The following is a 24228-nucleotide window of genomic DNA, read 5'->3' on the forward strand; positions in this document are numbered from 1 at the left end:
CAGACCGTGCGCAGTTTATCTGTCAGGCGCAGTCAGTGAATATCTTCTTGCCGGCGGATGTTCATAAGCGTGATTTGCATCAGATCCACTTCCAAGCATGGAAGAAGGGTTTGAAATCATTGTATTATTGCCGCTCTTTGTCCATTCAGCGTGCTGACGCCGTGTCAACGCTGGCGCTGAAAACGGATATTATGGAAGATGAGGATGACGCCTTGACCCCAGAAGCTGCGCCCAAGGGGCCAGCGAGTACGGGTGATTATGATGAATGCCTGTCTTGCCAGTAAAAAAGTGAGGGCATGACAAGAGGAACTCGCTTCGAGCGTAAGAGCGGGTTTTCTCTTGCCTACGTATATGCCGGGTGCCTTGAGCGTAGTGTTCAGGCGAATGGTATGAATAGAATGTATGGATGCACAGTTTGCGCGCATGGGGCTTGGTGGTTTGAGGGGCCTTGTGATGGACGTGTTGTGTTGATGAGGAGAGACGGTGATGACAAACCCGACTGAGAACAGCAAGGCAGCTCCAGAAGAGCGGTTTGATTTGATGACGGCAAATCCTGTGTATAAGCCGTTTCGTTATCCTTGGGCTTATGATGCGTGGTTGACCCAGCAGCGCGTGCACTGGCTGCCGGAAGAAGTGCCGCTTGCCGATGACGTGAAGGATTGGCACCGCACGCTGACAGAATCTGAGCAGCATCTGGTAACACAGATTTTCCGCTTCTTCACGCAAGCGGATGTGGAAGTGAACTCTGCTTACATGAAGTATTACAGTCAGGTCTTTAAGCCGACTGAAGTGCTTATGATGTTGTCGTCCTTCTCAAACATTGAGACGGTGCATATTGCAGCATATTCTCATCTTCTCGATACGATTGGTATGCCTGAGACTGAATACTCAGCATTCCTGAAGTATAAGGAGATGAAGGATAAGTATGATTTCATGCAGTCCTTCAACATTAACTCCAAGCGTGAAATTGCCAAGACGATGGCGGCGTTTGGGGCCTTTATGGAGGGGCTTCAGCTTTTCGCATCCTTTGCAATTTTATTGAACTTCCCGCGCTTCAATAAATTGAAGGGTATGGGGCAAATTGTGACCTGGTCTGTGCGTGATGAAACGCTGCACTGCCTGTCCATGATTCGTCTCTTCCGGACCTTTGTGCGTGAAAATCGTGAGATCTGGACGGAAGATTTCCGTGAAGAGCTCGTGCAGATTTGCCGTACAACGGTTGAGCATGAAGATGCCTTTATTGATCTGGCCTTTGAGATGGGCGCTGTGGAGGGGCTCTCTGCGGATGATGTGAAGAAATATATTCGTTTCATTGCAGATCGCCGTTTGACGCAGCTTGGCTTGGAGACATTCTACGGTGTGGAAGAAAACCCATTGCCGTGGATTGATCACATGCTGAACGCTGTTGAGCATGCAAACTTCTTCGAAAACCGCTCTACGGAATACTCGCGCGCATCAACGGCCGGTAGCTGGGAAGATGCGTTTGAAGGTAATGTGTTCGAGTAAACAAGGTGTGTTCCCTCTCATCATAAGGTGAGGGGGGCGCCATCTCTTAGAATGCTGTCGGCTTCGGGCGTGAAGCTGTTTTGGGCGGTGTGTAGTACCAGACCGGGCAGCATTCTAAAGGCTGCTTTTCCAGCAAAAATTGCTTGTAAAATAATAAGCTTGGCTTCGTGCTGAGGGCGGGGCCATAGAGGAAATAACTTTATGGAGCCGCACCCGTTCTGGCGGAGTGTCATGCAGGCGCGGTCTGTTAGGCTGCTGTGCAGAATGGTGGTGAGTGTGCCACCGGGTAAAACCCATTTTGTAAGGCAAGTGAGCCATTCTTCGGGTGTGATGTGCTCTGTGCGTAAGGCTAGGTTGCGGCGTGCGTCTGGTGATACTTTGCCATTTGGTGCGTACCATGGCGGGTTTGAGATTACGTGGTGAAAGCGGCCATTAGCATTGGGAGCCATGTGTCTCAGCCGTATAGGAAGTGAGGGGACGCGGCCGAGAAGGACGTGGCTTTGATCTCGTTTGATGCCATTTAAACGTAAATTACGGCGCGCTAATAGAGCCGTTGCCGGGTCTGCTTCGATACCGATGCACCGTAAGGTGGGGCTGCGCGCGGTCAGGCAGAGCAAGCTGGGGCCAGCACCGCACCCAATGTCTAGGATGGTTTGCCCCGGACGAGCAGGGAGTGCGGCGGCCAAGAGAATGGGCTCTATGCCAGTGCGGTAACCTTGAGCAAATTGTTCATAGCGCAGGCGGCCATTGAGGAGGGTTCCCGCACGTAAATGTGAAGGCTGTGAACTGTGCATCATCACGCTTATGGTTTGTTTACGCAAAGTAGCGTAGAATTTCGGTTCGGATTAGGCGTTCTCTTTCGTTCTGGCGTTGCATGGGTTGTTTTCTATGTCTAGACCGGAAGGACGTTATAGGGGTGCGGTGTGGTTCGTATGATCGTTCCGTTACCTGATTGTTGTATGGTATCTGGAGTTATAACCTTTGGACACTGCTTCCACGGATGCAGCGAACATTCCTAGCGCTTCTGCTTCAAGCGGTGCGGGACATGTCGGGCAGTCGAGCACTGATATGCCTTCGGGGGGAAAGACCTCTGGTGGTGAAAATGCACTTTCCGCTTTGTTGTCTTATTTAAAGGACGACATGCAGGCTTGTAACCGCGCTATTGTTGAGCGGATGCAAAGTCCGGTGCCACTTATTCCGCAATTAGGGGCACATTTGGTGGCCGCGGGTGGCAAGCGTTTACGGCCTTTATTAACGCTAGCATCAGCCCATTTATGTGGTTATGAGCCAGGTCCAGACCGTCAGCGTCATGTTGGGTTGGCAGCATGTGTGGAATTTATCCATACGGCGACGTTGTTGCATGATGATGTGGTGGATGAGAGTGTGTTGCGGCGCGGCTTAGCGTCTGCCAATGCGGTCTTTGGTAATAAGGCGTCTGTTCTCGTTGGGGATTTCTTGTTTGCGCGCTCATTCCAGCTGATGACGGCTGATGGTAGTTTGCGGGTGATGGAAATTCTTTCGGGTGCGTCGGCGACGATTGCTGAGGGCGAAGTTCTGCAAATGGTGGTGCAGAATGACCTCTCTACGCCGATGGAGCGTTATCTTGAGGTTATCCACGGGAAAACGGCGGCGCTTTTTGCTGCGGCGTGTCGCGTTGGGGCTGTGATTGCCGAGCGTTCAGAGCGGGATGAATTGGCTTTGGATGCGTTCGGAACCAATCTGGGGATGGCGTTCCAACTGGTTGATGATGCGCTGGATTATGCGGCAGATCAGCAGGTTCTGGGTAAGACGGTCGGTGATGATTTCCGCGAAGGAAAGATCACGCTGCCTGTGTTGGCCGCTTATAATGCGGGTAATACCGAAGAGCGTTTGTTCTGGGAGCGTGTGATTGGTCGTGCTGAGCAGACGGAAGATGATCTGTTCCATGCTTTGGATCTGATTGCCAAGACGGGTGCTATTCACACAACGATTGAGCGTGCGCGCCAATATGCGGATGCTGCTGTTGAAGCGCTTCAGGTTTTTCCTGAGAGTGAAATTCGCCGTTTGATGGCGGAGACGGTACAGTTTACGGTGGATCGAGCGCGGTAAGCGTCAGCAGTATTGCTGTGTTTCATGAAAAAGCCCGGCTCAATGAGCCGGGCTTTTGTGTTTTAGCGCGGAGTGTAAATGGCGCTCAGGCGATCTGGAGTGCCGTTAAGGCGCTCAAGATGTGGGTAACGGAGGCCATCATGATATGGGATAGCAACCGTAGTAATGTGGTCATCTGATTTTACGACGAGACGAATATCTTGCTTGCTATGCTGAGCATCCGTAATGGCCTGTTTGAGGCGCTTTGGAGTGAAGCTCAGATCGTTGACGGCTAAAATGACTTGGCCAGAGTTGATGCCTGCTTTGAAGGCTGGGCTGTTCCAATGGACGCGCAATGCTGTGCCATTAGCACGTACAAGCATACCCAAAGAGAAGGTTAAATCTGCGCTATGGCGTGCGCCTTCGATAGTTTTGATGAAGGATGTGGGCTTGTCGGTGTAAACGAGCTTATAGCCGCCATTCGTCAGGCCATCGAGCGGAGCATGGGGCTGAATTTTATCAAGGCGATCATGCAGGAACTTAGCCCAGTCATAAGGCTGCACAGCGTTGAGTGTCTTCACGACATCATCAAAGTTATAAGGGCTAACGATGAAGCTGCCATTATTGGTGCTGAAGAAAGCTTTCGCAAAATCATCGAGTGATTTGTGATCATTGGACAGCTTACGGATTAAGGAATCAGCATCCAGCCAGACGAGTTGTCCTTCAACATAGTAATCTTCAGAACGCTGCCAGTCACGCCATGACAAGGGAGCGCGCTGTGCGATTATGGGGTCATTGGTTGTGTCTTCCAAGGGGCGCCATAGGCGGCCAGTCTGGTTGTCATATGTGGCGGCCATATAGGCTAGGGCTTCAAAGCCTTGCTCTTTGGTCACGAGGCCAGAGCGAGCGGCAAGGACATTGCCCCAATATTGGGTTTGGCCTTCATAGACCCATAGAAGAGAATCACGCTGTGGGTAGTTGAAGTTTGGTGCCCAAAGGTCTGCGGGACGACGATATTTGCCGTTCCATGAATGTGTGAATTCATGTGCCAGAAGGTCACGGCCGGGGAAGGTTTGATCCCATTCGGTGAAATAGCCCGTTTCAGCGCTATTCTCGCTGGACTGATGGTGTTCAAGACCGATGCCGCCAAGTTCGTCGGTCAGGGCGAGTAGGAAATCATAATGATCGTAATGGTGTGAGTTGAATAATACGGTCGCTTGTTTGACGAGGTTCCGATGCGCGTCCACCTGTGCAGGTGTTGCTTCAAGGGATTCTGCATCGTCAGCGACGACATCTAGGCTAACAGGCACATGGTCTGGGCCGGTGATGTCAAACTTGCGGAAGTAGCGCCCGACATACAACGGGGAGTCGACCAGTGTGTTGTATGTGGTGGGGTTGAAATGTGTGACGTCACCATAGGTGGAAGCGCGCAGGGCCGTACCAATTTTCCAGCCATGGGGAACGCGAACGCTGGGGTTCACGGTAATGTTGCGTGAGAAATAACCCGCAGGATAGAGGGAGACCTGGTTCCACTGTACGTTCACGATAGAGGGCGTTACGGTCACGCGGCCTTGGCTATCTGTGACGGGGGTGAGGAGCTGGAAGTTTAGGTCCAGTTTGGTGGTGGTGTGGTCAACTGGAATGTGGAACGCGGCGACGTTTACCGTGTCACGCTTCCAGCCAATATCTTTTCCATTGCTATGAACGCGTAGGTCACCAAACTGGCTAAGAACGCCTGTTGGGGAGTGATCACCAGGGATCCACATCGGGAAGAACAGCACCATATCGCCTGCGCGTGCTGCATCTTGTGGGACGGGAATGGTTTCGTGAATGTTGAGCGCACGATGTGTCGTGTCAGTGGCGTCAACATCAACGGTCAAAGTACCGGGGAATGGGTGGTCAACCGGGTTAGGGATAGTATTGGGAAGGGGGAGAGGCTGCGGTTGAGGCTGGCTGGATTGAGCAGTTGCAATGGTGGGTGCCGTGAGGGCACTTGCCAATGTGAGAGCCGTGAGAAAGCGGCGTGAAATCATTAGGGCATTCCTGCATTAAAATCGTACAGTTATGATTTATAGCTGTATGATGTGGATTGCGCCAATTATGATTCAGTAGCGGATTGAAAAAATATTCCGGTGTTTAAGTTGGGGTTGTGGCTTTATGCACAGAGAAAACGGTGACATCCCATGTATTGTCTGTTGGCGTTATATGCATGGGTGTGGCGTTGGGAATGCGGACATTAATGTCGAGGCCCATACCAGCGCGCAGGCCACGATAAAGGGCTCCATGTGCAACAATCAGTGGTGTGCCGGTTTCTAATGCGCGGTTGGTCGCTGCGACGGAACGTTTCGTAAGATCAGCAAAGCTTTCGGCGCCTTCAGGCTTATAGCCTTTATAGATCCACGGTTCGTACCAGTCTCCTAGTTCCTTGCCTTCGAGAATACCGAAACAGACTTCTTTGAAACCGGGATCGGCCGAGAGGGGGAGTGTGATGCCGTGTCGCTTAAAAATTGCTTTTTGGGCGTATTCTGCCGTTGTGAAAGCGCGGGAAAGGGGGGAGGCCACGATATGGTCAAACGGGCGTTTCCCGTCATCAAATAAGGTGGCCAAGAAGGCACCAGCGCTTTCTGCTTGTGCGAGGCCAGTTGCATTCAAAGGGATGTCCGTATGCCCCTGCGCCAGTCCTTGGAGGTTCCAGTCGGTTTGTCCGTGACGGAGATACCAGTAGGGGCGAGGCGTAATGGAGGTCATAAGAGTATAAACTTCCAGAGGCGGAGAGGCGTGACGGAAATCAGTCGAACAGCGACGATACGGAGCTTTCATCCGCGACGGCACTCATAGCGCGGGCGAGGAGATTGGCTGTCGTGATTTGACGGATGTTCGGTGTCTCTCTCAGGGTTTCGGTCGCGGGGATGCTATCCGTTAGGGTTAGCATGTTGAGAGGACTATTTTTGACCTTTTCACAGGCATTGCCAGTCAAAACCCCGTGTGTGACGTAGGCTTCTACGCCGGCGGCACCGCGCTTCATGAGGGCTTCGGCGGCGTTACACAAGGAGCCGCCACTATCGACGATGTCATCCACGAGAACGCAGTAGCGGCCAGAGACATCACCGATAACGTTCATGACTTCGGAGACACCAGCGCGTTCACGGCGTTTATCAATGATTGCGAGATCAACGTTGAGACGTTGCGCTAACTGCCGTGCGCGTACCACGCCGCCGACATCAGGTGAGACGATCATCAATTCGCGGTTGGGGAGGCGTGCGAGGAGATCGCGGACGAAGAGTGGGGCTGCGTATAGGTTATCCGTAGGGATGTCGAAGAAACCTTGAATCTGCATAGCGTGCAGATCCATCGTCAAAATACGGTTTGCGCCGGCTTCGGTGAGGAGGTTAGCGACCAATTTTGCGCTGATGGGGGTACGTGGGCCGGATTTACGATCCTGACGTGCATAGCCAAAGTACGGCATGACGGCCGTGACGCGGCGGGCCGAGCCACGGCGTAGGGCATCCAGCATGACCAGCAATTCCATTAGGTGGTCATTGGTGGGCATGCAGGTGCTTTGAATAACGAACACGTCTTCACCGCGTACGTTTTCTTGGATCTCGACAAAGACCTCACCATCGGCAAAGCGCTTGACGACGGTCTTGCACAAAGGAAGGCGTAATTCGTTTGCAACCGCGCGGGCAAGCGGCAGGTTACTGTTGCAGGCAACGATTTTCATTCAGCAATCTCGTCTGGGGGGTGCCGACAGGGAAGAAGGAGGGCCTTTTAACAGCGCGTGTTCTCTCTGTCATCTTCTCTGTGCGATGAAATGGTGCAGCAATGAGAGAATTACGCTGTAGGTCTGTGTTTGGTTCCGTAGTTCGGGCGTTGTTATCCTGTGGCGGAAGTGCTGTTTTGCAATGGCTGCATGTCTTTTGGATAATGGGAAAAGTGGATGGCTCTGAAAAAATGTACCGGTCAGGTCGGGCGGGTCTTGTGTGTAGAGACTTCACCATCCCTGCGTGAGGCGTATGATGCGTTATGTGTGCCGCCGGGTGTGCGGGCGGAATGGGGGTTGTTTGAGCCATCGGGGCGCTGTGTGCCTGAGGCTATGACGTATAATGGTATTGGGCGTTTACACGCTGAAACATCTGCCTTGTGGTTAGATGGCGCTGTTGAGGCATGTGTCGCTCCAGGAGGGTTCGACTATGTGTATATTGGCCCTATTGAGGCACGTCATTCTTTCTTCTATCGGCGGAGTTTAGCGCGTTTTTGGGCTTTGCCCGCCATGGAGCGCCGTCGTTTAAGGCTTGTATATACGACAACGGATTGGGATGCTTTGCAGAGTGCGCCATATTTTCAGGGTATTTGTGCAGCGCTGAACTTAGAGGCGGATAATTTTTTCCGTGTTACTGAGCCGGTACGCTTTTCGCGCATTACAGTGCCGGCAGCGTCTTTTGAGGAATTGTCACTGATTCATTCTGTGCATACGGATATGATGCATATGATTGGGAAACGGTGGGTTCCGCAGGGTGCAGAAATGGCGCCGGGTCGAGTGGTGTATATTTCAAAAGAAAATTTGCCCTCGGGTAATGTGCGCGTTGGGAATGAGCGTGATATTACGAAGGTCCTGAGAGAAAGAGGGGTCGGTATTATTTTCCCGGAAACTCTTTCTTTTAGAGAACAGATCGAATTTTGGGCATCAAACCCAGTGGTTGTGGGATTTGATAACTCTTTTCTTAATATATCGTCTCTATTTCCTCAGAGGAACATCATTAATATCGCGCATGGTATTGATATGTGGACGACGCAAATGCTCTTTGACAGTGCTAATCATAATAAAAGTGATTATATTTTTTGGGAAGAAGGGTTTGAGACAGTGGGAGCAGGAGGTGGGTTTAATATGACGCTTATGGTGAAGAACCCTGAACAGCTAGCGCATTGTATTGTAGATTTTGCGCTAGCTCGGTAGGGACGGGTGTACCCGGTCTACGGTGTTATAAAGGCCGGGTACGGGATGATATTAGACGAAAATATAAAACAGGCACGCAGCGAGTGTGACAGTGACGGGCAGGGTTACAACCCATGCGAGGGCAATTTTTAAGAGCATTTTGGGGTTAATGCCTGAGCCTGACGCGACCATTGTCCCAGCGACACCGGATGTAATGATATGCGTGGTGGAGACGGCTAGCCCAGTATAACCAGCAGACATAATAAGACCGGCACCAAACACCTCGGATACAGCACCTTGAGCGGGGGTGAGGTGTTTTTTGCCAATGCCTTCACCAAGGGTTTGAACAATACGGCGATAGCCGATCATCGTGCCAAGGCCCAAGCATAGAGCGCTGAGAACGCGGCCCCAAATGGGAGCATATTCGACTGTTGGGCGAAGCTGTGCTGCGAGGGCTTTTGCGTTCTTACTTTCGGTTGGTGCTGCTGCGGGGTTGGCTGCAACAGAGCGTAGGCCGGAGAGGGCTTCGTAGATATCACCTCGGATAAGAGCTGAGGATTCGCTACCATTTTCTACTGTGGTGAGACGGTCTAGGGCGGCTATTTGTTCTTGGCGGAAGGAGTGGTTACCGTATGTGGCAATGAGCGGGCGGGCGGCCTGTGCTTCTTGGTGTAATTGTTCATAATGAATAGGGGCGCTTGGGTTGAGTGCGAAGGCAGCAGGCATGATGCCAATGATTGTGAGCATAATTAGGCCAATGCTTTTTTGACCATCATTGCTGCCATGGGAAAAACTAACGAGTGTGCACGTGGCAACGAGTAGAGCTTTTACGACGGGGTTTGGTTTTGCTTCGGGTGTTGGGGGAACATAAAATTCAGGTTTGCGGACTAACGCGCGGACGATCAAATAGAGAATGAAGGCCCCGATGAAGCCAATGGCTGGTGAAATAGCGAGGGTTTTAAGAACTTTAAAAATTTGTCCCCATTCAACGCTAGGCCCTAAAGCGCGTGCGTGAACAAAAGCATCTCCCACGGCAATGCCGATGAGCGCACCGATGACGCAGTGTGAGGATGAGTTAGGAATACCAAGCCACCATGTGGTGATGTTCCAGATTAGTGCTGTGCCAAAAAGCGCGACGAGCATTGGAATGGCGGGTGCCCCATTAGGAGGAGACATGACGTCTGCCGGTAAGAGTTCCACCAGCGTGTAAGCAACGGCGATTCCACCGAGAAGCACCCCCAGCAAGTTCATCAAACCGGACCAGATAACGGCAGTGCGTGGTTTTAAGGAGTTGGTGTAGATGACGCTTGCTACCGCATTGGCCGTGTCATGGAAGCCGTTTGCGAATTCAAAAACGCAAACGAGTACAAAACACAAGACGAGTGCAATGAGGGACCAGAGGGAGTCCGGGACGAAATGAAGCATGGGGAATCATCTCTCGTGTTGATAGGGGAGTCTTAGCTTAATTTCCTAGAGAGTTTTCTGGGTTGGGACTATTGTTGTGAGAAACAATTCACGTAAATTTAATGTTTAAAAGGCCATACATGTCTTTAAAAAGTCATGTGACCTTTGGGTGTATTGGTTTTATCTAGAGATCAATTGTATCGAATTGAGTTTGTTTTTTTGGTATATTTTTGATTGGCAAAAGTAATTCTCTTTTGTGCGGTTAAATTATTAAGAAATAAACTTTGTATTGTGTGAGTGGGAAGGTTTATGACGTCTGCTAATCGCCGTGGTTTCTTGCGGATGGGGGCTTCTATGGCGGCTGTGGGAGCGCTCCCGGCGAATTTGCAAGCGGCTTTAGCTGTAGCGCCGCACCGTAAAACGGGCACAATTCAAGATGTTGAGCATGTTGTGATCCTAATGCAGGAAAACCGCTCTTTTGACCACTATTTTGGTTGTTTGCGCGGTGTGCGGGGTTATGGGGACCCGCATGCAGCACGCCTCCCAGATGGAGATAGTGTCTTCGCGCAAAAAGCGGCAGATGGCAGAACGATTATGCCGTTTCGTATGAATACGGTACATACGTCGAGTGCGTGTGTTGCCAGTTTAGATCATAGCTGGAAAAAATCTCAAGAAATATGGAATGAGTGGGATTGCTGGGTTCCTCATAAAACTGAAATGACCATGGGGCACTTTGCGCGTGATGATATTCCTTATTATTATGCTCTTGCTGAAGCCTTTACGATTTGTGATTCTTATCATTGCTCTGTTTTTGGCCCGACAAACCCGAACCGTTTATTCTTATTCTCCGGTACAAATGGTTTGACGTATGGTTTTGACGGTCCACAAGCGATTACGAATGTTGATGATGGGAATGAGACGGCGGATATTCGTTTAGAAAATCCACATTTCTCCCCGTTTCAGTGGCCGAGTTACGCGGAGGACCTACAGAAGGCGGGTGTATCGTGGCAGGTTTATCAAGAATACGATAATTTTGGTGATAATTCGCTCGCGAGTTTTGCTGCTTTCCGTGGAGTGAAACCTGGTAGTTGGCAATATGAGCGTGGCCGTCGCATTGTTGATGGGTCGAATGCGCAAAATGCAGAGACGTCTGAGGGGCGCTTTTTGTTGGAGGCGTTTGAGCAGGATGTGGCAAGGGGGACTTTGCCGCAAGTCTCGTGGATTGTGCCGTCAGCAGCTCTGTCAGAGCACCCGGATGCGCCTCCGGGTTTTGGTGAGCATTTGATCTCGCGTTTGATGGATGTGTTTAGCCGCCATCCGGAGGTGTGGTCCAAGACGGTCTTTATTTTGAATTATGATGAGAATGATGGGTTTTATGACCATATTCCCGCACCTGTTCCCGCGCTTACAGAAAGTGAGGGAGGCTCGACCGTTTCTGTTGCAGGGGAAAGTTATCGGGGCGTTTCCGTCGGGTTGGGGCCGCGTGTGCCTGCAATGGTGATTTCACCATGGAGTAAGGGTGGCCGGGTGAATTCTGAACTCTTTGATCATACTTCTGTTCTGCGTTTTTTGGAAAAGCGTTTTGGTGTGCCTGCACGGAACATTACGCCGTGGCGGCGTGCTGTGTGCGGTGATTTGACCTCAGCACTTGACTTCAAAGCACATGATAGTGCCTGGGCAGAAAACTTACCCAATACAGATGATTACATACCGCAAACCCGGCACTCTTGCACGTTGCCGCATCCAGATGTTCCTGAGACACCGATGATGCCGCAGCAGGAAGCGGGGCAGCGCGTCGCTTGTGCGTTGCCCTATCGTTTGGCGGCTGATGTGGTGTTGTGGGATGGGCGAGAGGTGGTTCGTGTGAAGAACCATGGTCAAGCAGGGGCTGTATTCCGCTTATCGGGGCAAGGGCCATCGCGGGCTTATACGGTCGGTGCTGGGCATGATGTGGATATTGAGTTGGCGTTGGGGCAGCCTTTTCATCTGGCGGGGCCGAATGGTTTTGTGCGTGAGCGTGCTGGTGCTCATGGGGCATTATTGCAGGTGGCGCTGCAAGAAGAGTATGATGCTGTGGTGTTGCATGTGCAGACGTCGGCATCTGATGTGACGTCCGTCGTGCTGGAAGATGCTTATGGTGTGATGCCGTCTAAGCGTCTTGCGGTGGAGCGAGGGCGGGTGACGACGCAGCGTGTCTCTGTGGTGAAGAGTTCGGGGTGGTATGCTTTGGCTATTGATGACGGCCGAGGGGGCGTTGTGCGTTTTTATGGCCATGTTGAAAATGGCAAGGCAAGTTGGAGTGACCCACTCATTGCTCGCCGTTAAAGAGGAGAGGGGCAGGTGTGTTCTGCCTCTCTCTACGTATTAAAGCCTAGAAAATTACACCTGCGCCATGAGGGCTGCGTTGCCCCCCGCAGCCGTTGTGTCAGTGCTGATGCTACGTTCAAGCACTAACCATTCTAGCGGGTAGGTGCCGTCTTCATGGGGGACATGTAGGCCAATAATGGCTGAGCCGAGGTCTGGGAGTTGGCTGGCAAGGTGCCGTCGTTGCTCTGCGGTTCCGTTAAATAATGTGACGTCTATGCCCGTACCGGAATGCATAGAGACGATATGCTGTGACAGGCTTTGAGGTGGTGGCGGGAGGCGGCGCCACAACGCTGCGGGCAGGATGCATGTATTGCCTGTAGCTAATGAGGCTTCGATTTGCGCGCGTAGGTCTTGTTCTGTGGGGCCAGCGCAGAGCACTGCCCCGCGAGGGGTGAGGCTATAAGTATTGCTTTCTCCGACGGGGCCGGGGAGGGTGATGTTTGTGCCTAAGGGTGTGTGTGCTGGAGAGGTCTGAGCTGAGGCTGGGGCTAAGGCATCTAACCATGGCCGCGCTTCTGCAATGGTAGAGGGGATAGCGTGATGGAAGCGGGCATCAAGTGCTGCTGTGCGGGAGAGAAGGCGGCGCAGGTAAAGGGGGCCGCCAGCTTTTGGCCCTGTGCCGGAGAGGCCGTGCCCACCGAAAGGCTGTGAACCGACGATGGCACCGACAACATTGCGGTTTACGTAGATATTGCCTGCATTGGAGCTGGCTGTCAGCTCGGCAGTTGTACTGTCGATGCGTGAGTGTAAGCCGAATGTGAGGGCGTAACCAGTATTACGGATGTGCTGCATGAGTGCGGCGCGTTCATGAGAGTGGTAGCGCAATACGTGAAGCACGGGGCCGAATACTTCGCGCTTCAATGCGGAGAGATCATGAATTTCGATGAGGGTAGGAGCTACAAAAGTGCCATTCGCGCATTCAGTGGGTAATTGAGGTTGGTAGATTGGGAAGCCTTGTGCGCGCATAGCGTTTACATGGTTCACGATGATCTTCTGCGCATCGGTAGAGATGACAGGGCCGATATCGGTATCAATTTCTGCAGGGTTGCCGATTTTTAATTCATCCATAGCTCCTTTGAGCATGGTGAGGACGTGGTCTGCGCTGTCTTCTTGCAAGCAGAGAACACGCAGGGCGCTACAGCGTTGACCGGCGCTGTCAAAGGCAGAGGCAAGGACGTCACGTACGACTTGTTCTGTTAAGGCGGAGCTATCAACGACCATGGCATTTTGGCCGCCGGTTTCTGCGATGAGTGGTAGCGGTGTGCCGGAGGCTGTCAGGCGATTGGCTAATTGTTTTTGAATGATGTGGGCGACTTCGGTTGAGCCTGTAAAGACAACGCCAGAGATACGCGTATTGGCGACGAGGGCGGCACCTGTTTCTCCGCCGCCGGGTAGGACATGCAGTGCATTTTGGGGAATGCCAGCATCATGCAAAATGGCGATGGCCATGAGTGCAATGAGAGGTGTCTCTTCGGCGGGTTTGGCGAGGACGGTGTTTCCTGCGGCTAGGGCTGCGGCGACTTGTCCGATGAAAATGGCGAGAGGGAAGTTCCATGGGCTGATGCAGACAATGGCACCAAGAGGGTGGGTGTCATGGAGTTCTCGGCGAGCTTGCGCGCCGTAATACCGTAGAAAGTCAACAGCTTCGCGGATTTCAGCGATGGCGTTTGCGAGTGTTTTGCCTGCTTCTCGCATGACGATCCCCATAAGTTGGGGCATTTTCTCTTCGAGAGTATCGGCAGCGCGTTCAAGGATGGTGGCGCGTGTATCTGCCGGGGTGGAACTCCAGCTTTGAAGGGCGTCGCACGCAGCATTGACTGCGGCGTTGACCATATTGGGTGTTGCTGTTGTGACGGCGCCGAGAGTGTCCGCATGATTGGCAGGGTTGATGACGGTGAGATCTCCTCCTGTAGTGGGAAGAGGGGTGTCTAAAATACCCTTGAGAGAACGGAGGGTATTTTCATCGTTCAAATCCATGCCGCGAGAGTTAGGGCGTTCCGGCAGAAAGAGGTCATGGGGCGGGAGAATGCCGGTTGTGTGCGTATGGCCGAGGAGGGAGACGGGGTCTGCTGTGAGGTCAGCTAAAGAGAGGGAGGGGTCTTGGATGCGGTTGACGAATGAGGAGTTGGCTCCGTTTTCCAGTAGGCGACGGACGAGGTAGGCGAGGAGCGTTTCATGTGTGCCGACAGGGGCATAAATGCGGACGGGGCGGTTGAGGTTTTTGGGGCCGATGACTTGGTTATACAGTGTTTCGCCCATGCCGTGTAGGCATTGAAATTCGTAAGAATCAGGTGTGTATTCAGGGCCTGCCATGGCGTAAATGGCGGCGAGGCTTTGGGCGTTATGGGTGGCAAATTGTGGGTAAACGGCATCGGGTGCGCTGAGCAAGGTCCGTGCGCAGGCGAGGTATGCGATATCTGTGTGGTTTTTCTCTGTGAAGACGGGGAAATCTGTTTGCCCGTCTACTTGTGCGCGTTTGATTTCACTATCCCAATAGGCACCTTTGACGAGGCGGATCATGAGGCGGCGTTGGTGCTGGCGTGCGAGATCAATAAGGAAGGTTAAAACCGACGGTGCGCGTTTTTGGTAGGCTTGGACGACGAATCCTAGGCCATTCCATGAGCGGAGGGCTGGGTCTGCGCAGAGAATTTCTAGCAGGTCGAGCGATAGTTCGAGGCGTTCTGATTCTTCGGCATCGATATTGAAACCGATATTGTACTGGCTGGCCAGCTTGGCCAATGTCCGTAGGCGTGGTGCGAGTTCGGTGAGGGCGCGTTCGCGCTGTAAGCGTGCGTAGCGGGGGTGGAGGGCTGATAATTTGACGGAGATTCCGGGGCCAGCATAGATGCCGAGGTCACGGGCGGATTTGCCTATGGCGTGAATGGCAGTTTCATAATCCCTGTAATAGCGGTCCGCATCGGCCATATTCATCGCGGCTTCTCCAAGCATATCGTAGGAGTAGCGATAGCCACGTGATACCGGGCCTTGGCTGTGTTTGAGCGCTTCCTCAATTGTTTGCCCGGTTACAAATTGGCGGCCCATGAGGCGAATGGCTTGGTTCACGCCCTGACGTATTGTGGGGGCGCTACAGCGTGCTGTGAGGTTAGCCAGTGTGCTGGGGAGGCGTGATAATGTTTTTGCAGAGAGTGTTTTACCGGAGACGACGAGACCCCATGTGGCGGCATTCACGAAAAGAGGGGATTTACGGTCGATCTGGCTCATCCAATTGCCGTTACCGATTTTGTCTCGGATGAGGGCATCACGGGTGGCATTATCGGGGATGCGGAGTAGCGCTTCAGCAAGGCACATGAGGGCAACGCCCTCTTCGGTGGAGAGGTCGTATTTTTGGACGAGATCTTGGACGATGCCGCCGCTTTTATTGGCGCGTAAGCCTTGCACTAATTGACGTGCAATGCGGCTGACGGTGCTGCTTTCTTCTGGTGTTGGAGCAGCGCTATGGCTCAGTTGTTTCATCAGTGAGTGCTCATCTGCGCGTGTATGATCAGTGATTGCCTGACGCAGGGGAGAGCGTTCTGGGACACAATGCGCAATGAGAGCCATCTTTTGATAGTCCTGAAGGGGGAGGAATTATAGTTACGATTGTAAAAAGAAAAATACGAAATGGGTTATGGAATTTTGCTATTTTATCCAAATATAATACGATATATTTTTTTTATGGAAAATTATATTCGGCCTTTGGGGTGGGTATGGATGAAACAGATCGCAGAATTCTGAGCTTTTTGCAAAAGGATGGTCGTATGACGAACTTAGAGCTTTCTAAGCAGGTTCATTTGAGTCCAGCCGCGACCTTGGAACGTGTGAAAAAGTTAGAGAAACAGGGGATTATTCGGGGGTATATGGCTCAGTTAGACCCGGAGGCTTTAAATTTGGGTTTGGTTGTTTTTGTGCAGGTGGCGTTGGAGCATAGTGGGTCAGATATTTTTGAAAATTTCTCTAAGATGGTTCGGGGTATTCCGCAAATAACAGAATGTTATATGGTCGCGGGTGGGTTTGATTATATGATTAAAGCGCGTGTAAAAGATATGAATGGTTATAGAAATTTTTTAGGAAGAACATTAAGCCGCCTTCCTGGAGTGCGGCAAACTCATACTTATGCCGTTATGGAAGAAGTAAAGAGTGACCCTAAACTTCCAGTATGATGTTTTTTATGTCTTAATTATATGGTTGTATTTCTGAGAAGGCGATTCTCTTATGTCTCATCATAACATACTACGTATAGGGTGTTCCTGCGTTGCCTTTTTGGGGGGAATGCTTTGTAGTATGGGGGCGGGACATGCGCGTGATACGGGAGATCTTTTGCCTGTGCCGCAACGCGTTGTGTGGGGGAGTCGTGAGAGTGCGGTTGGTTCCGTGCAGGTGCTATGGGATACGCCGCCAACGCCGTTATTGAAGAACGCTGTTGCGCGTTTTGAGCAGCGTTTATCGCGTATAACGCGGAGCAAGGCAGGTCCAGCGTATGTGCTCCATGTGAGGGTTGGGCAGGATGCACAATATTTAACGCTGCATGAGCGTGAAGCCTATCATATGCACATAGGGGCGAGTGGTGGAACGCTGGATGCGAATGGTCCTGCGGGGGCGCTGCATGGCTTGGTGACGTTGCTGCAATTGGTGGAGTGTACATCTCGTGGGGCTGTGTTGCATGAGGCAGATATAACGGATGCGCCGCGCTTTGCTTGGCGGGGGTTAGTTTTGGATGTGTCACGCCATTTTATAACCGTTGAGAGTGTTAAGCGGCAGTTGGATGCTATGGAGCTGGTGAAGCTTAATGTGCTTCACTGGCATTTAAGTGACGGCACGGGGTTTCGTGTTCAGAGCCATGTTTTCCCGAGGGTTAATAACGGAACGGCGTATTATACGCAGCAGCAAGTGCGTGAGATTGTAGCTTATGCTGCCGAGCGTGGTATTCGGGTTGTGCCAGAAATTGATGTGCCCGGGCATGCTTATGCTCTTTTAAAAGCCTATCCACAATTGGCGGCGGAGCCTTTGCCGCAGCCGGGTTATGTTGGAGAGAAAACAAATCTCCCTGCAATGGATCCGACGAATCCTGAGACATTGCGCTTCATAAGTGCGCTTTATGCTGAAATGGAAAAGCTTTTCCCGGATCTTTACTTCCATGCAGGAGGGGATGAAGTGGCGGCGCAGCAATGGGCTGATAATCCGCATATTCGTGCCTATATGGAAGCACGTCAGATCCCCAATGTTGCGGCGTTGCAAGGGCGGTTTACGGCGGAAGTTGCAAAAGTTTTAGGGCGGCAGGGGCGTATTATGATCGGGTGGGATGAGGTGAGTGCGGCGCCTGTTCCGAAGGAGGTTGTGATTGAGGGGTGGCGTGGTTCGAAATGGACGGCGCGTGCGGTACGCAGTGGTCATGATGTTTTGGTCTCTTCTGGGTATTATTTAGATCTCCTGCGCCCTGCTGCGGAGCATTATTTGGTGGACCCATATGCTGTGACGATTGATGGTTTGACGCCCGAGCAGATTGCGGAAGCTAAGCCAAAGCCGAGTGCTTTTGTGGAAGCGTTTCGGCAAGAGCCAGATGAAGTGCCATTGAGTGCGGAGGAAGAGGGGCATGTTCTGGGAGCAGAGACGGCTTTATGGACGGAGTTAGTGTCTGATCCGATGCTGGATGCGCGTTTATGGCCGAGGAGTGCGGCGGTGGCTGAGCGTTTCTGGTCTCCCGCAGAAATACGCGATGTTGCGGATATGGAGCGTCGTTTACCCGTTGTGCAAGCGGAGCTGGAAGCAACGGGGTTGCAGGCGCATGATCATGGTGTGTTCATGCGGCGTGCCTTGACGGGGGGGCATGAAGAGCTCGCTTTGGATCGTGTTTTAAGCGCGCTGATTCCAGCACCTAATTATGTTTTGAACAGGTTGCATGACCGTGGTGTGTTAGATGTGGAGCACGGTCCTGTAGGTGTTGTGGACCCGGATGCTCCAGATGTCATACGGTTTAACGCATTAGCAATGCGTTATGAGCAGGGTGACCATACGCAGGAAGCTGAATTACGTGGTTTTTTAACCCATTGGGCGCAGAGTGAGGAGGCTATGTTGCCGCTTTTGCATGCTTATCCGGCATTGTCCGTCCTGAAAGATGTTGTGCATGATCTGCGGCTTGTTGCGCAGGCTGGGCTGGCGGGCTTGGATGGGCGCTCTCCTACGGCAGAAGAGATGTCGGCGGTGGAGCGTCAAGAGGTGTGGCGGCATAATGCGTCCAATATGTTGTTGTCTGTGCGACGTCCACAAGCGCCTGGTGGGGTGATGGTTGGCATTGTTCCGGGTGTGCGGGCTTTGGTGCGGTAAGGGGGCGGGATGATGGTGACAGGACAATCTACTGCATTAGGGCGTCGTGCGTTGTTGCGTGGTGGTGCTTTATGTATGGGTATAGGCGCTGTGCCGGTTGTGGGGTGTGCCGGCTCACGGTCGGAGCGCTTTTCTGCTGTGGATGCGCGCATAAGGCAGGCTGTCGGTGAAGGGCAATGTCCCGGGGCTGTCTTGGCGGTGGGGCATGCGGGGCAGGTGGTGCATCGTTATGTCTATGGGCATCGTTCGGTGTTGCCGAGTGTTCAGCCTATGCTGTGGCAGACGGTGTTTGATATGGCGTCTTTGACCAAGCCGTTAGTGACGGCTCTAGCTGTCATGCAATGTGTTGAGCGTGGGTTGGTGCGTGTTGATGATCCGGTGACGCATTATTTCCCAGAGTTTGGAGTGATGGGTAAAGACGCAATCACACTGCGTCTTTTGCTGACGCATTATTCAGGGTTGCCGCCTGATGTGCCTTTGCAAGCGCCGTGGAGTGGTAAAGAAGAGGCTGTGCATCTAGCAATGACGAGCCCTTTGGTTGCGCCGCCGGGTAGTCGTTTTTTGTATAGCGATATTAATTATATAATGCTGGGTCTGATCGTTGAAAAAGTCAGTGGTGTGGCTTTGAATGTTTATGCGCAAGACTTCATTCTAACGCCGTTAGGGCTTTCTCATTCTGGTTTCTTGCCAGAAGAGGGGGAACGTACTGATATTGCGCCTACGCAGGTTGATGAAACGGGGCATGTATTGCAGGGCGTTGTACATGACCCGACTGCGCGGCGGATGGGGGGTGTTGCGGGGCATGCAGGTTTTTTTTCAACGGCGGAGGATGTGTGTCAGTATGCTCAGTCGTTATTGGATCGTTTGAAGGGACGTGCAAGTCGGTTCCCGTTGAAGCAAAGTACTTTGGCGTCGATGGTTGTGCCGGAACAGCCTGAGGGAAAGGTGGATAAAAGAGGTTTTGGGTGGGATATTCAGACCTCGTTTTCGACGCCGCGTGGTGATATTTTTTCACCTCAATCCTTTGGGCATACGGGCTTTACGGGGACGTCTTTATGGGTTGATCCGGTGAATGAAAGTTATGTGGTGCTGCTGACTAATCGTGTGCATCCGTATGGTGGCCATAGTGTGGTGGCGTTGCGTCATGATGTGGCGACGTTATCGGCACGAGCGCTGGGCATGGTGAAGTAAAGCATTGGCATTGATCAATGATGCCATGCTGTTCCGGTGTAGAAAAAACGGCCGAGGCCAGCCGTGAAGAGCAGGCATCCATAGAGCGAGTGCTCAAGGCATGCCAGCCGCAATGAACGGTGTTGTGCGTAGCCTTGGGCGAAAAGGAAGCCGCCAATAAGGCATAAAATGATCGCTATAGGGTTTAAGAACAAAATATGTGCGAAGCCAAAGGTAACGGCGCTGATGATAATAAGAGCAAGAGTGCTGTTAAAGGCTGGTGCATAGCGAGTGAAAAGGAAATGCCTGTAGAGAACTTCTTGGGGCCATACTGATAAAATTGGGTAAAGAAGCAAAACAATACCCCATAATTTAGGGTTTGTGCGTGGTAATGATAAAAAATCATGTGGAAATAGGAGGCGCGTCAGTAGCAATAGGCATGGGGCGAGTACGGCGAAGCGTATTAAGAGATGTTTGAGATGGGGTGTGAGCGGTTGTGCTGGAGGGGTAGCGTTATGGCGTGTGCGCCACCACGCAAGGCCGGAGGCAAGCCAGAGGGTGCCAAAGAGCATGTACGGGCTGCGGAGTATCAGGAGGGCAAGGGGACCGCCGATGAAGAGCAGCATACATTCAACCATGAGGCGATGCTTCTTATGCGATGTCATGGTGGAAGACCTCTTTAAAGGTGATATGCGGATATGAAGCGGCAACGTAGAGTGTTTCGTGCAGTTTGCTCTGAGCTTACATAAAATCGTTCATAATGATGTGTAGGCATAGTGCGGTATTGAATGAATAAGAGGCACGTAACTGTACATGTGGCGCGTGGGGTATCTTTATAAAGGCATGGGGTGGGCGTGTTTCTTTGTTCGCGCGCGGCATGCGTGACGTTGGGGATTTTTTACGTGATCTGCAAAAGCGCGAGCGTGCGAATCTGAAAGTACGTTTTCTTGGTGTATTTGCCCGCCTTCGTCAAAGGTGGAGTGAATGAAATGTTAAGGTGTTACCTTTCCCGGGGAAAGTTATTCTTGAGGAGCGGGTGGCACGCATTTTGCAGACCATTATGGGGGGGAGAAGGCGGGTGCAACGTTCATATGTGTGGGGTTCAAGACACAGTTTAGAATTCTATGCGCTGCATATCTTGGGGGGAGTGCAAGAAGGGTGCATATCATGCGCCAAGAATGAAATGAGCGGCGTGAAGAGAGGGGCAGTTCGTGCAAATGCAGAATGATAGACAGGAGATGGCCCGTCGCATTCAACGTGATCCGGGTTATCTTGCGGCTCTAGATCAGAGTGGTGGGTCTACTCCTTCGGCGCTAGCGACGTATGGTGTATTGCCGGACGCCTATAAGACCGAAGAGGCTATGTTCGATGCGATACATGCCATGCGCTGTCGTATTATGACGGCTCCGGCCTTTTCTGGACAACAGGTTCTGGGCGCTATTTTGTTTGATCGTACATTGGGAGGGGAGGTTAAAGGTGTTTCTGTTCCGTCCTTCTTATGGCAAAAGCGGCGGATTGTTCCTTTTGTGAAAATTGATCAGGGTTTGATGGCTGAGGCGCAGGGCGTACAGATGATGCGTCCATTGAGGGATGTAGGGACGTTGTTGGCGCGGGCCTCTGCTTTAGGGGTTTATGGTACGAAGGCGCGTTCGGTGATTCATCGTGCAGATAAGGCTGGTATTGTCGCGGTAGTAGAACAACAGATTCGGTATGCTGAATGTGTTATAGAGGCTGGGTTGACGCCGATTTTGGAACCCGAGGTTTCAGTAAAGAGTTCAGAAAAATCTGAGGCTGAACATATATTACGGGATGTTTTATTGGATTATGTAGAAAAGCTTCCAGAAAGTAATAGAATTATTTTAAAGCTAACTTTGCCGGAAATTCCAAATCATTACGATGATCTGAACAATGATCCGCGTATATTGCGGATTGTGGCATTGTCTGGGGGGTATTCGTTAACAGATGCTTGCAATAGACTGGCGCGGAATAATGGGATGATTGCAAGCTTTTCTCGTGCGTTATTAGATCGTTTGCGAATATACCAAGATGATGCGGAGTTTAATGCGGTTTTAAAACAAGTATCTGATTCTATTTATGATGCATCGGTAAATAAAATTCTGGGTTAAGGAATTTTCTGCCCGTATGTGCGTTGTTTTGCATGATTACAATTGTAACCTGCGGGCAGGGCTATAGGGATGATGTTTTTCGTATGGGTGGTGATTAAAGTCCTTATTGGACTGATAATGGTTATAGGGTACTTGAACATTACGGGAAGGTCGCAGGTTTCTCAGATGACGCCTATAGACTTATTCGGTAATTTTATTATGGGTGGGGTTGTTGGTGGTATTTTATACAATGATAAAATAGATTTTTGGAAATATGTTTTTTTATTATTTTTATGTATTTTGGTTATGGCCTCTCTGAATTATTTAACCCGGAAATGGGCTCTTTTGCGTAAGGCCAGTATTGGGCGTCCGATCCCAATTATTGAGAATGGACGTTTTGTTGTTCAAGCGTTTGAAGATCATAGAAGCCGGCTGGATATTCACGATCTGGCATCAAATTTACGGATGCAGGGTATTTTTGGGTTCGATCGTATTCAGTTCGCCCAGATTGAGCCGACAGGGAATATCAGTGTTATTCAGGGGGATAAGACGCACCCTACACGCTTTGTTGTTTTCCGTGGAAAGCTGTTGCAGGCGGAGTTGGAGGCAGGGGAATTTGACGAGGAGTGGGTATTGCGTGAGCTTATGCTTGCAGGGGAAGGGGCGTTAGAACAGATTTTTTTGGCTGAGTGGTGTTATGAACGAATGGTGATTATTCGGAATGATGGTCAGATTATTCGGGGGCCGTTGCGTCCAGGGCGCTCGGTGAACGCCCAAAACCCTTTGCCTCTTAGCCGTGTAGAACAAATAGCTGCGCGGTCTTGGGGGGCTGTAGGCTTATCTTGAAGTAGCGTTTTTTTGTGCTGCCTTCTTTCGCAGAAAGCAGCACTGTGTTTTTTAGAAACCAATGGTTGCGTCGCCGCCGAAGGTGAACATGCCGATATTGCGGTTGTTATTAAAGGGGCTTGTTCCGTTGAGGGAGCGGTCAAAACGGATTTCTGGGCGAAGGGCAAAGACACGAATACCGTGCCCAATGTTGGGACTATAGGTAGCGCCAAGGGTTAGGCCACCATATGTGGTGGGCGGGGCAGTTTCTGCAGGCGCATTACCTCCGAGGAAGGCATTCATATAAGCTTGGTTGGTAAGGAAGCTGACGACGGAGAGGCCTGAGTTGTCACGAAAAATTTCGCCTCGGTAATTCAGGGTCCAGTGCGGGGTTACTTTATAGCTGGCATAGGTTACGAAGCTGTAGTTTTCAGCCCGTAGACCGACATCATGAAAAAAATTAAATTCTCCAGTGAGGGAAAGTTTGTCGTTTACTGTATAATAAGCGGAAATATCGTTCCAGTAACGCTGTGCTGTATTTGCGCGTCGTCCGATGCTGGCAACGGCATCTTCTGGGCCAATGCGTGATAATTCGACGATATTTAATTTTCCACCTGCGAGACCATTGAGGTTGAAGCCAAAATATCCGGCAGCAGCATTGTTGTTGTCATTTTTGCCGAAGGTTGTTTGATTGCCTGTATCGACCCCGAAGTTAAAGTCAAAGTGCGGATTGACGTGCAAGTGAAACATCGCGCCGAGATGTTCGAAGGGGACCGAATACTGTGCGGTATAAGCAAAGGTATAGAAAGGGCGCGCAGTTGGTTCAATGACCTCTACGCCCATTGGGGCCTCAAGGATGCCTGCTTGAATATCTAAGCCGCCTGAGGTCAACACATTTAAATGTGCATCCGCGTGGGCTTGGATAGGAAGAATTTGGTAACGGTTTGATGTAATTTTGTCGGAGACGCCCAGTAGGTGATAGTAACGGGCATCTGAACCGTAGAGTGCTTGAAGGGTAAAGCCAAATTGATTTTCAGCTTTGGTAGAGTCTACGGCTTTGGATAAGGTAAGATACAGTTGGTTTAACTGCATTTGGTTGGCGTGGTCAGATAAAAAATTCCCAAAATTGATACCGTTATCAGGGCGTGCGGGGTTGGCCATGATGCCGCCTTCTGCTTCCCCTTGTACTGTGATCCCTTGTAGCCATGTGTTGGAGCTGTCTTTGAATAGGGCAATTTGTGCTTTGGCGGGGGATGTAGACAGGATTGCTGCGATACCTGTTAGGGCCGTTAGGGAGAGAAGGCGGGTATATGAGGGCATAAAAAATGTCTCGCAATGCCTGAAAATAGCAGGGGAGAATGGTAAATGGAATTAACCTGAACCATTCTTATCTTTGGTTAGGTTAATAAATTTCATTTCAATTGTAAGGAGAAATTTTTATCAATGTTTCAACATTGGGCAGTTATGTGTTCAAAACGACACATAACCTAGGGTGTTCCATCCGGATGGTGCCGGATGGAACGGGTGTAT

Annotated in this window: 17 protein-coding genes and 1 pseudogene; 10 read left to right on the forward strand and 8 right to left on the reverse strand. The window is 51.2% G+C overall.

Features of this window, described 5'->3' with window-relative positions; all coding sequences use genetic code 11:
- A pseudogene (locus tag NTH01S_RS01270) lies at positions 1-284 on the forward strand (ribonucleoside-diphosphate reductase subunit alpha); the annotation flags it as partial.
- A gap of 202 nt (positions 285-486) precedes the next feature.
- Positions 487-1506 carry a ribonucleotide-diphosphate reductase subunit beta gene (locus tag NTH01S_RS01275; RefSeq protein ID WP_068168200.1) on the forward strand — a complete coding sequence of 340 codons (1020 nt, stop codon included), beginning with the start codon at positions 487-489 and terminating at the stop codon, positions 1504-1506.
- 20 nt (positions 1507-1526) lie between these two features.
- On the opposite strand, the gene NTH01S_RS01280 is transcribed toward NTH01S_RS01275, so the two are convergent.
- Positions 1527-2303 (reverse strand): tRNA1(Val) (adenine(37)-N6)-methyltransferase, encoded by a 777-nt coding sequence (locus NTH01S_RS01280; RefSeq protein ID WP_084366841.1) that lies wholly within the window; start codon positions 2301-2303, stop codon positions 1527-1529.
- 271 nt (positions 2304-2574) lie between these two features.
- Between NTH01S_RS01280 and NTH01S_RS01285 the strand changes: the two genes are divergently transcribed.
- Positions 2575-3594 carry a polyprenyl synthetase family protein gene (locus NTH01S_RS01285; protein ID WP_068168630.1) on the forward strand — a complete coding sequence of 340 codons (1020 nt, stop codon included), beginning with the start codon at positions 2575-2577 and terminating at the stop codon, positions 3592-3594.
- Positions 3595-3656: 62 nt separating this feature from the next.
- On the opposite strand, the gene NTH01S_RS01290 is transcribed toward NTH01S_RS01285, so the two are convergent.
- The 3 genes from NTH01S_RS01290 to NTH01S_RS01300 all read right to left on the reverse strand — a co-directional run bounded on the left by NTH01S_RS01290 (position 3657) and on the right by NTH01S_RS01300 (position 7294).
- Positions 3657-5606: a M61 family metallopeptidase gene (locus NTH01S_RS01290; protein ID WP_068168205.1), complete on the reverse strand. Its 1950-nt coding sequence runs from the start codon at positions 5604-5606 to the stop codon at positions 3657-3659.
- A 103-nt stretch (positions 5607-5709) separates the two neighbouring features.
- The gene (locus tag NTH01S_RS01295) at positions 5710-6321 is read right to left on the reverse strand and encodes a histidine phosphatase family protein (protein ID WP_068168208.1); all 612 of its coding nucleotides are present in this window, start codon (positions 6319-6321) and stop codon (positions 5710-5712) included.
- 40 nt (positions 6322-6361) lie between these two features.
- Positions 6362-7294: a ribose-phosphate pyrophosphokinase gene (locus tag NTH01S_RS01300; RefSeq protein ID WP_068168211.1), complete on the reverse strand. Its 933-nt coding sequence runs from the start codon at positions 7292-7294 to the stop codon at positions 6362-6364.
- Positions 7295-7510: 216 nt separating this feature from the next.
- Here NTH01S_RS01300 and NTH01S_RS01305 point away from each other — a divergent pair, with 216 nt between their 5' ends.
- Positions 7511-8527 (forward strand): glycosyltransferase 61 family protein, encoded by a 1017-nt coding sequence (locus tag NTH01S_RS01305; protein WP_068168213.1) that lies wholly within the window; start codon positions 7511-7513, stop codon positions 8525-8527.
- 51 nt (positions 8528-8578) lie between these two features.
- Here NTH01S_RS01305 and NTH01S_RS01310 read toward each other — a convergent pair whose 3' ends face one another.
- Positions 8579-9931 carry an inorganic phosphate transporter gene (locus NTH01S_RS01310; RefSeq protein ID WP_068168217.1) on the reverse strand — a complete coding sequence of 451 codons (1353 nt, stop codon included), beginning with the start codon at positions 9929-9931 and terminating at the stop codon, positions 8579-8581.
- Between the two features lie 288 nt (positions 9932-10219).
- On the opposite strand from NTH01S_RS01310, the gene NTH01S_RS01315 reads away from it, so the two are divergent.
- Positions 10220-12235, forward strand: a complete 2016-nt coding sequence (locus NTH01S_RS01315) for a phosphocholine-specific phospholipase C (protein WP_068168220.1) — start codon at positions 10220-10222, stop codon at positions 12233-12235.
- 54 nt (positions 12236-12289) lie between these two features.
- On the opposite strand, the gene putA is transcribed toward NTH01S_RS01315, so the two are convergent.
- Positions 12290-15838 (reverse strand): bifunctional proline dehydrogenase/L-glutamate gamma-semialdehyde dehydrogenase PutA, encoded by a 3549-nt coding sequence (putA, locus tag NTH01S_RS01320; protein ID WP_068168223.1) that lies wholly within the window; start codon positions 15836-15838, stop codon positions 12290-12292.
- A gap of 146 nt (positions 15839-15984) precedes the next feature.
- Here putA and NTH01S_RS01325 point away from each other — a divergent pair, with 146 nt between their 5' ends.
- The 3 genes from NTH01S_RS01325 (at position 15985) to NTH01S_RS01335 (ending at position 19789) form a co-directional block, all read left to right on the forward strand.
- Positions 15985-16437 carry an Lrp/AsnC ligand binding domain-containing protein gene (locus NTH01S_RS01325; RefSeq protein ID WP_068168225.1) on the forward strand — a complete coding sequence of 151 codons (453 nt, stop codon included), beginning with the start codon at positions 15985-15987 and terminating at the stop codon, positions 16435-16437.
- A 121-nt stretch (positions 16438-16558) separates the two neighbouring features.
- Complete coding sequence (locus tag NTH01S_RS01330; protein WP_245642042.1) at positions 16559-18598, forward strand: beta-N-acetylhexosaminidase; 2040 nt, start codon at positions 16559-16561, stop codon at positions 18596-18598.
- A 9-nt stretch (positions 18599-18607) separates the two neighbouring features.
- A complete protein-coding gene (locus NTH01S_RS01335) occupies positions 18608-19789 on the forward strand; it encodes a serine hydrolase domain-containing protein (RefSeq protein WP_068168231.1) in 1182 nt (393 codons plus the stop codon).
- A gap of 14 nt (positions 19790-19803) precedes the next feature.
- Here the strand turns inward: NTH01S_RS01335 and NTH01S_RS01340 are convergent, their stop codons facing one another.
- Positions 19804-20433 carry a CPBP family intramembrane glutamic endopeptidase gene (locus NTH01S_RS01340; protein ID WP_068168233.1) on the reverse strand — a complete coding sequence of 210 codons (630 nt, stop codon included), beginning with the start codon at positions 20431-20433 and terminating at the stop codon, positions 19804-19806.
- Between the two features lie 573 nt (positions 20434-21006).
- On the opposite strand from NTH01S_RS01340, the gene NTH01S_RS01345 reads away from it, so the two are divergent.
- Both NTH01S_RS01345 and NTH01S_RS01350 read left to right on the forward strand, forming a co-directional pair.
- Positions 21007-21894: a fructose bisphosphate aldolase gene (locus tag NTH01S_RS01345; protein ID WP_245642043.1), complete on the forward strand. Its 888-nt coding sequence runs from the start codon at positions 21007-21009 to the stop codon at positions 21892-21894.
- Between the two features lie 72 nt (positions 21895-21966).
- Entirely contained in the window at positions 21967-22719 is a 753-nt protein-coding gene (locus NTH01S_RS01350) for a DUF421 domain-containing protein (RefSeq protein ID WP_370664291.1), read from the forward strand.
- A 51-nt stretch (positions 22720-22770) separates the two neighbouring features.
- Here the strand turns inward: NTH01S_RS01350 and NTH01S_RS01355 are convergent, their stop codons facing one another.
- A complete protein-coding gene (locus tag NTH01S_RS01355) occupies positions 22771-24018 on the reverse strand; it encodes an outer membrane beta-barrel protein (RefSeq protein WP_068168245.1) in 1248 nt (415 codons plus the stop codon).
- Positions 24019-24228: the final 210 nt, after the last annotated feature.

Source organism: Neokomagataea thailandica NBRC 106555, assembly GCF_001598495.1.
Lineage (GTDB): Bacteria > Pseudomonadota > Alphaproteobacteria > Acetobacterales > Acetobacteraceae > Gluconobacter > Gluconobacter thailandicus_A.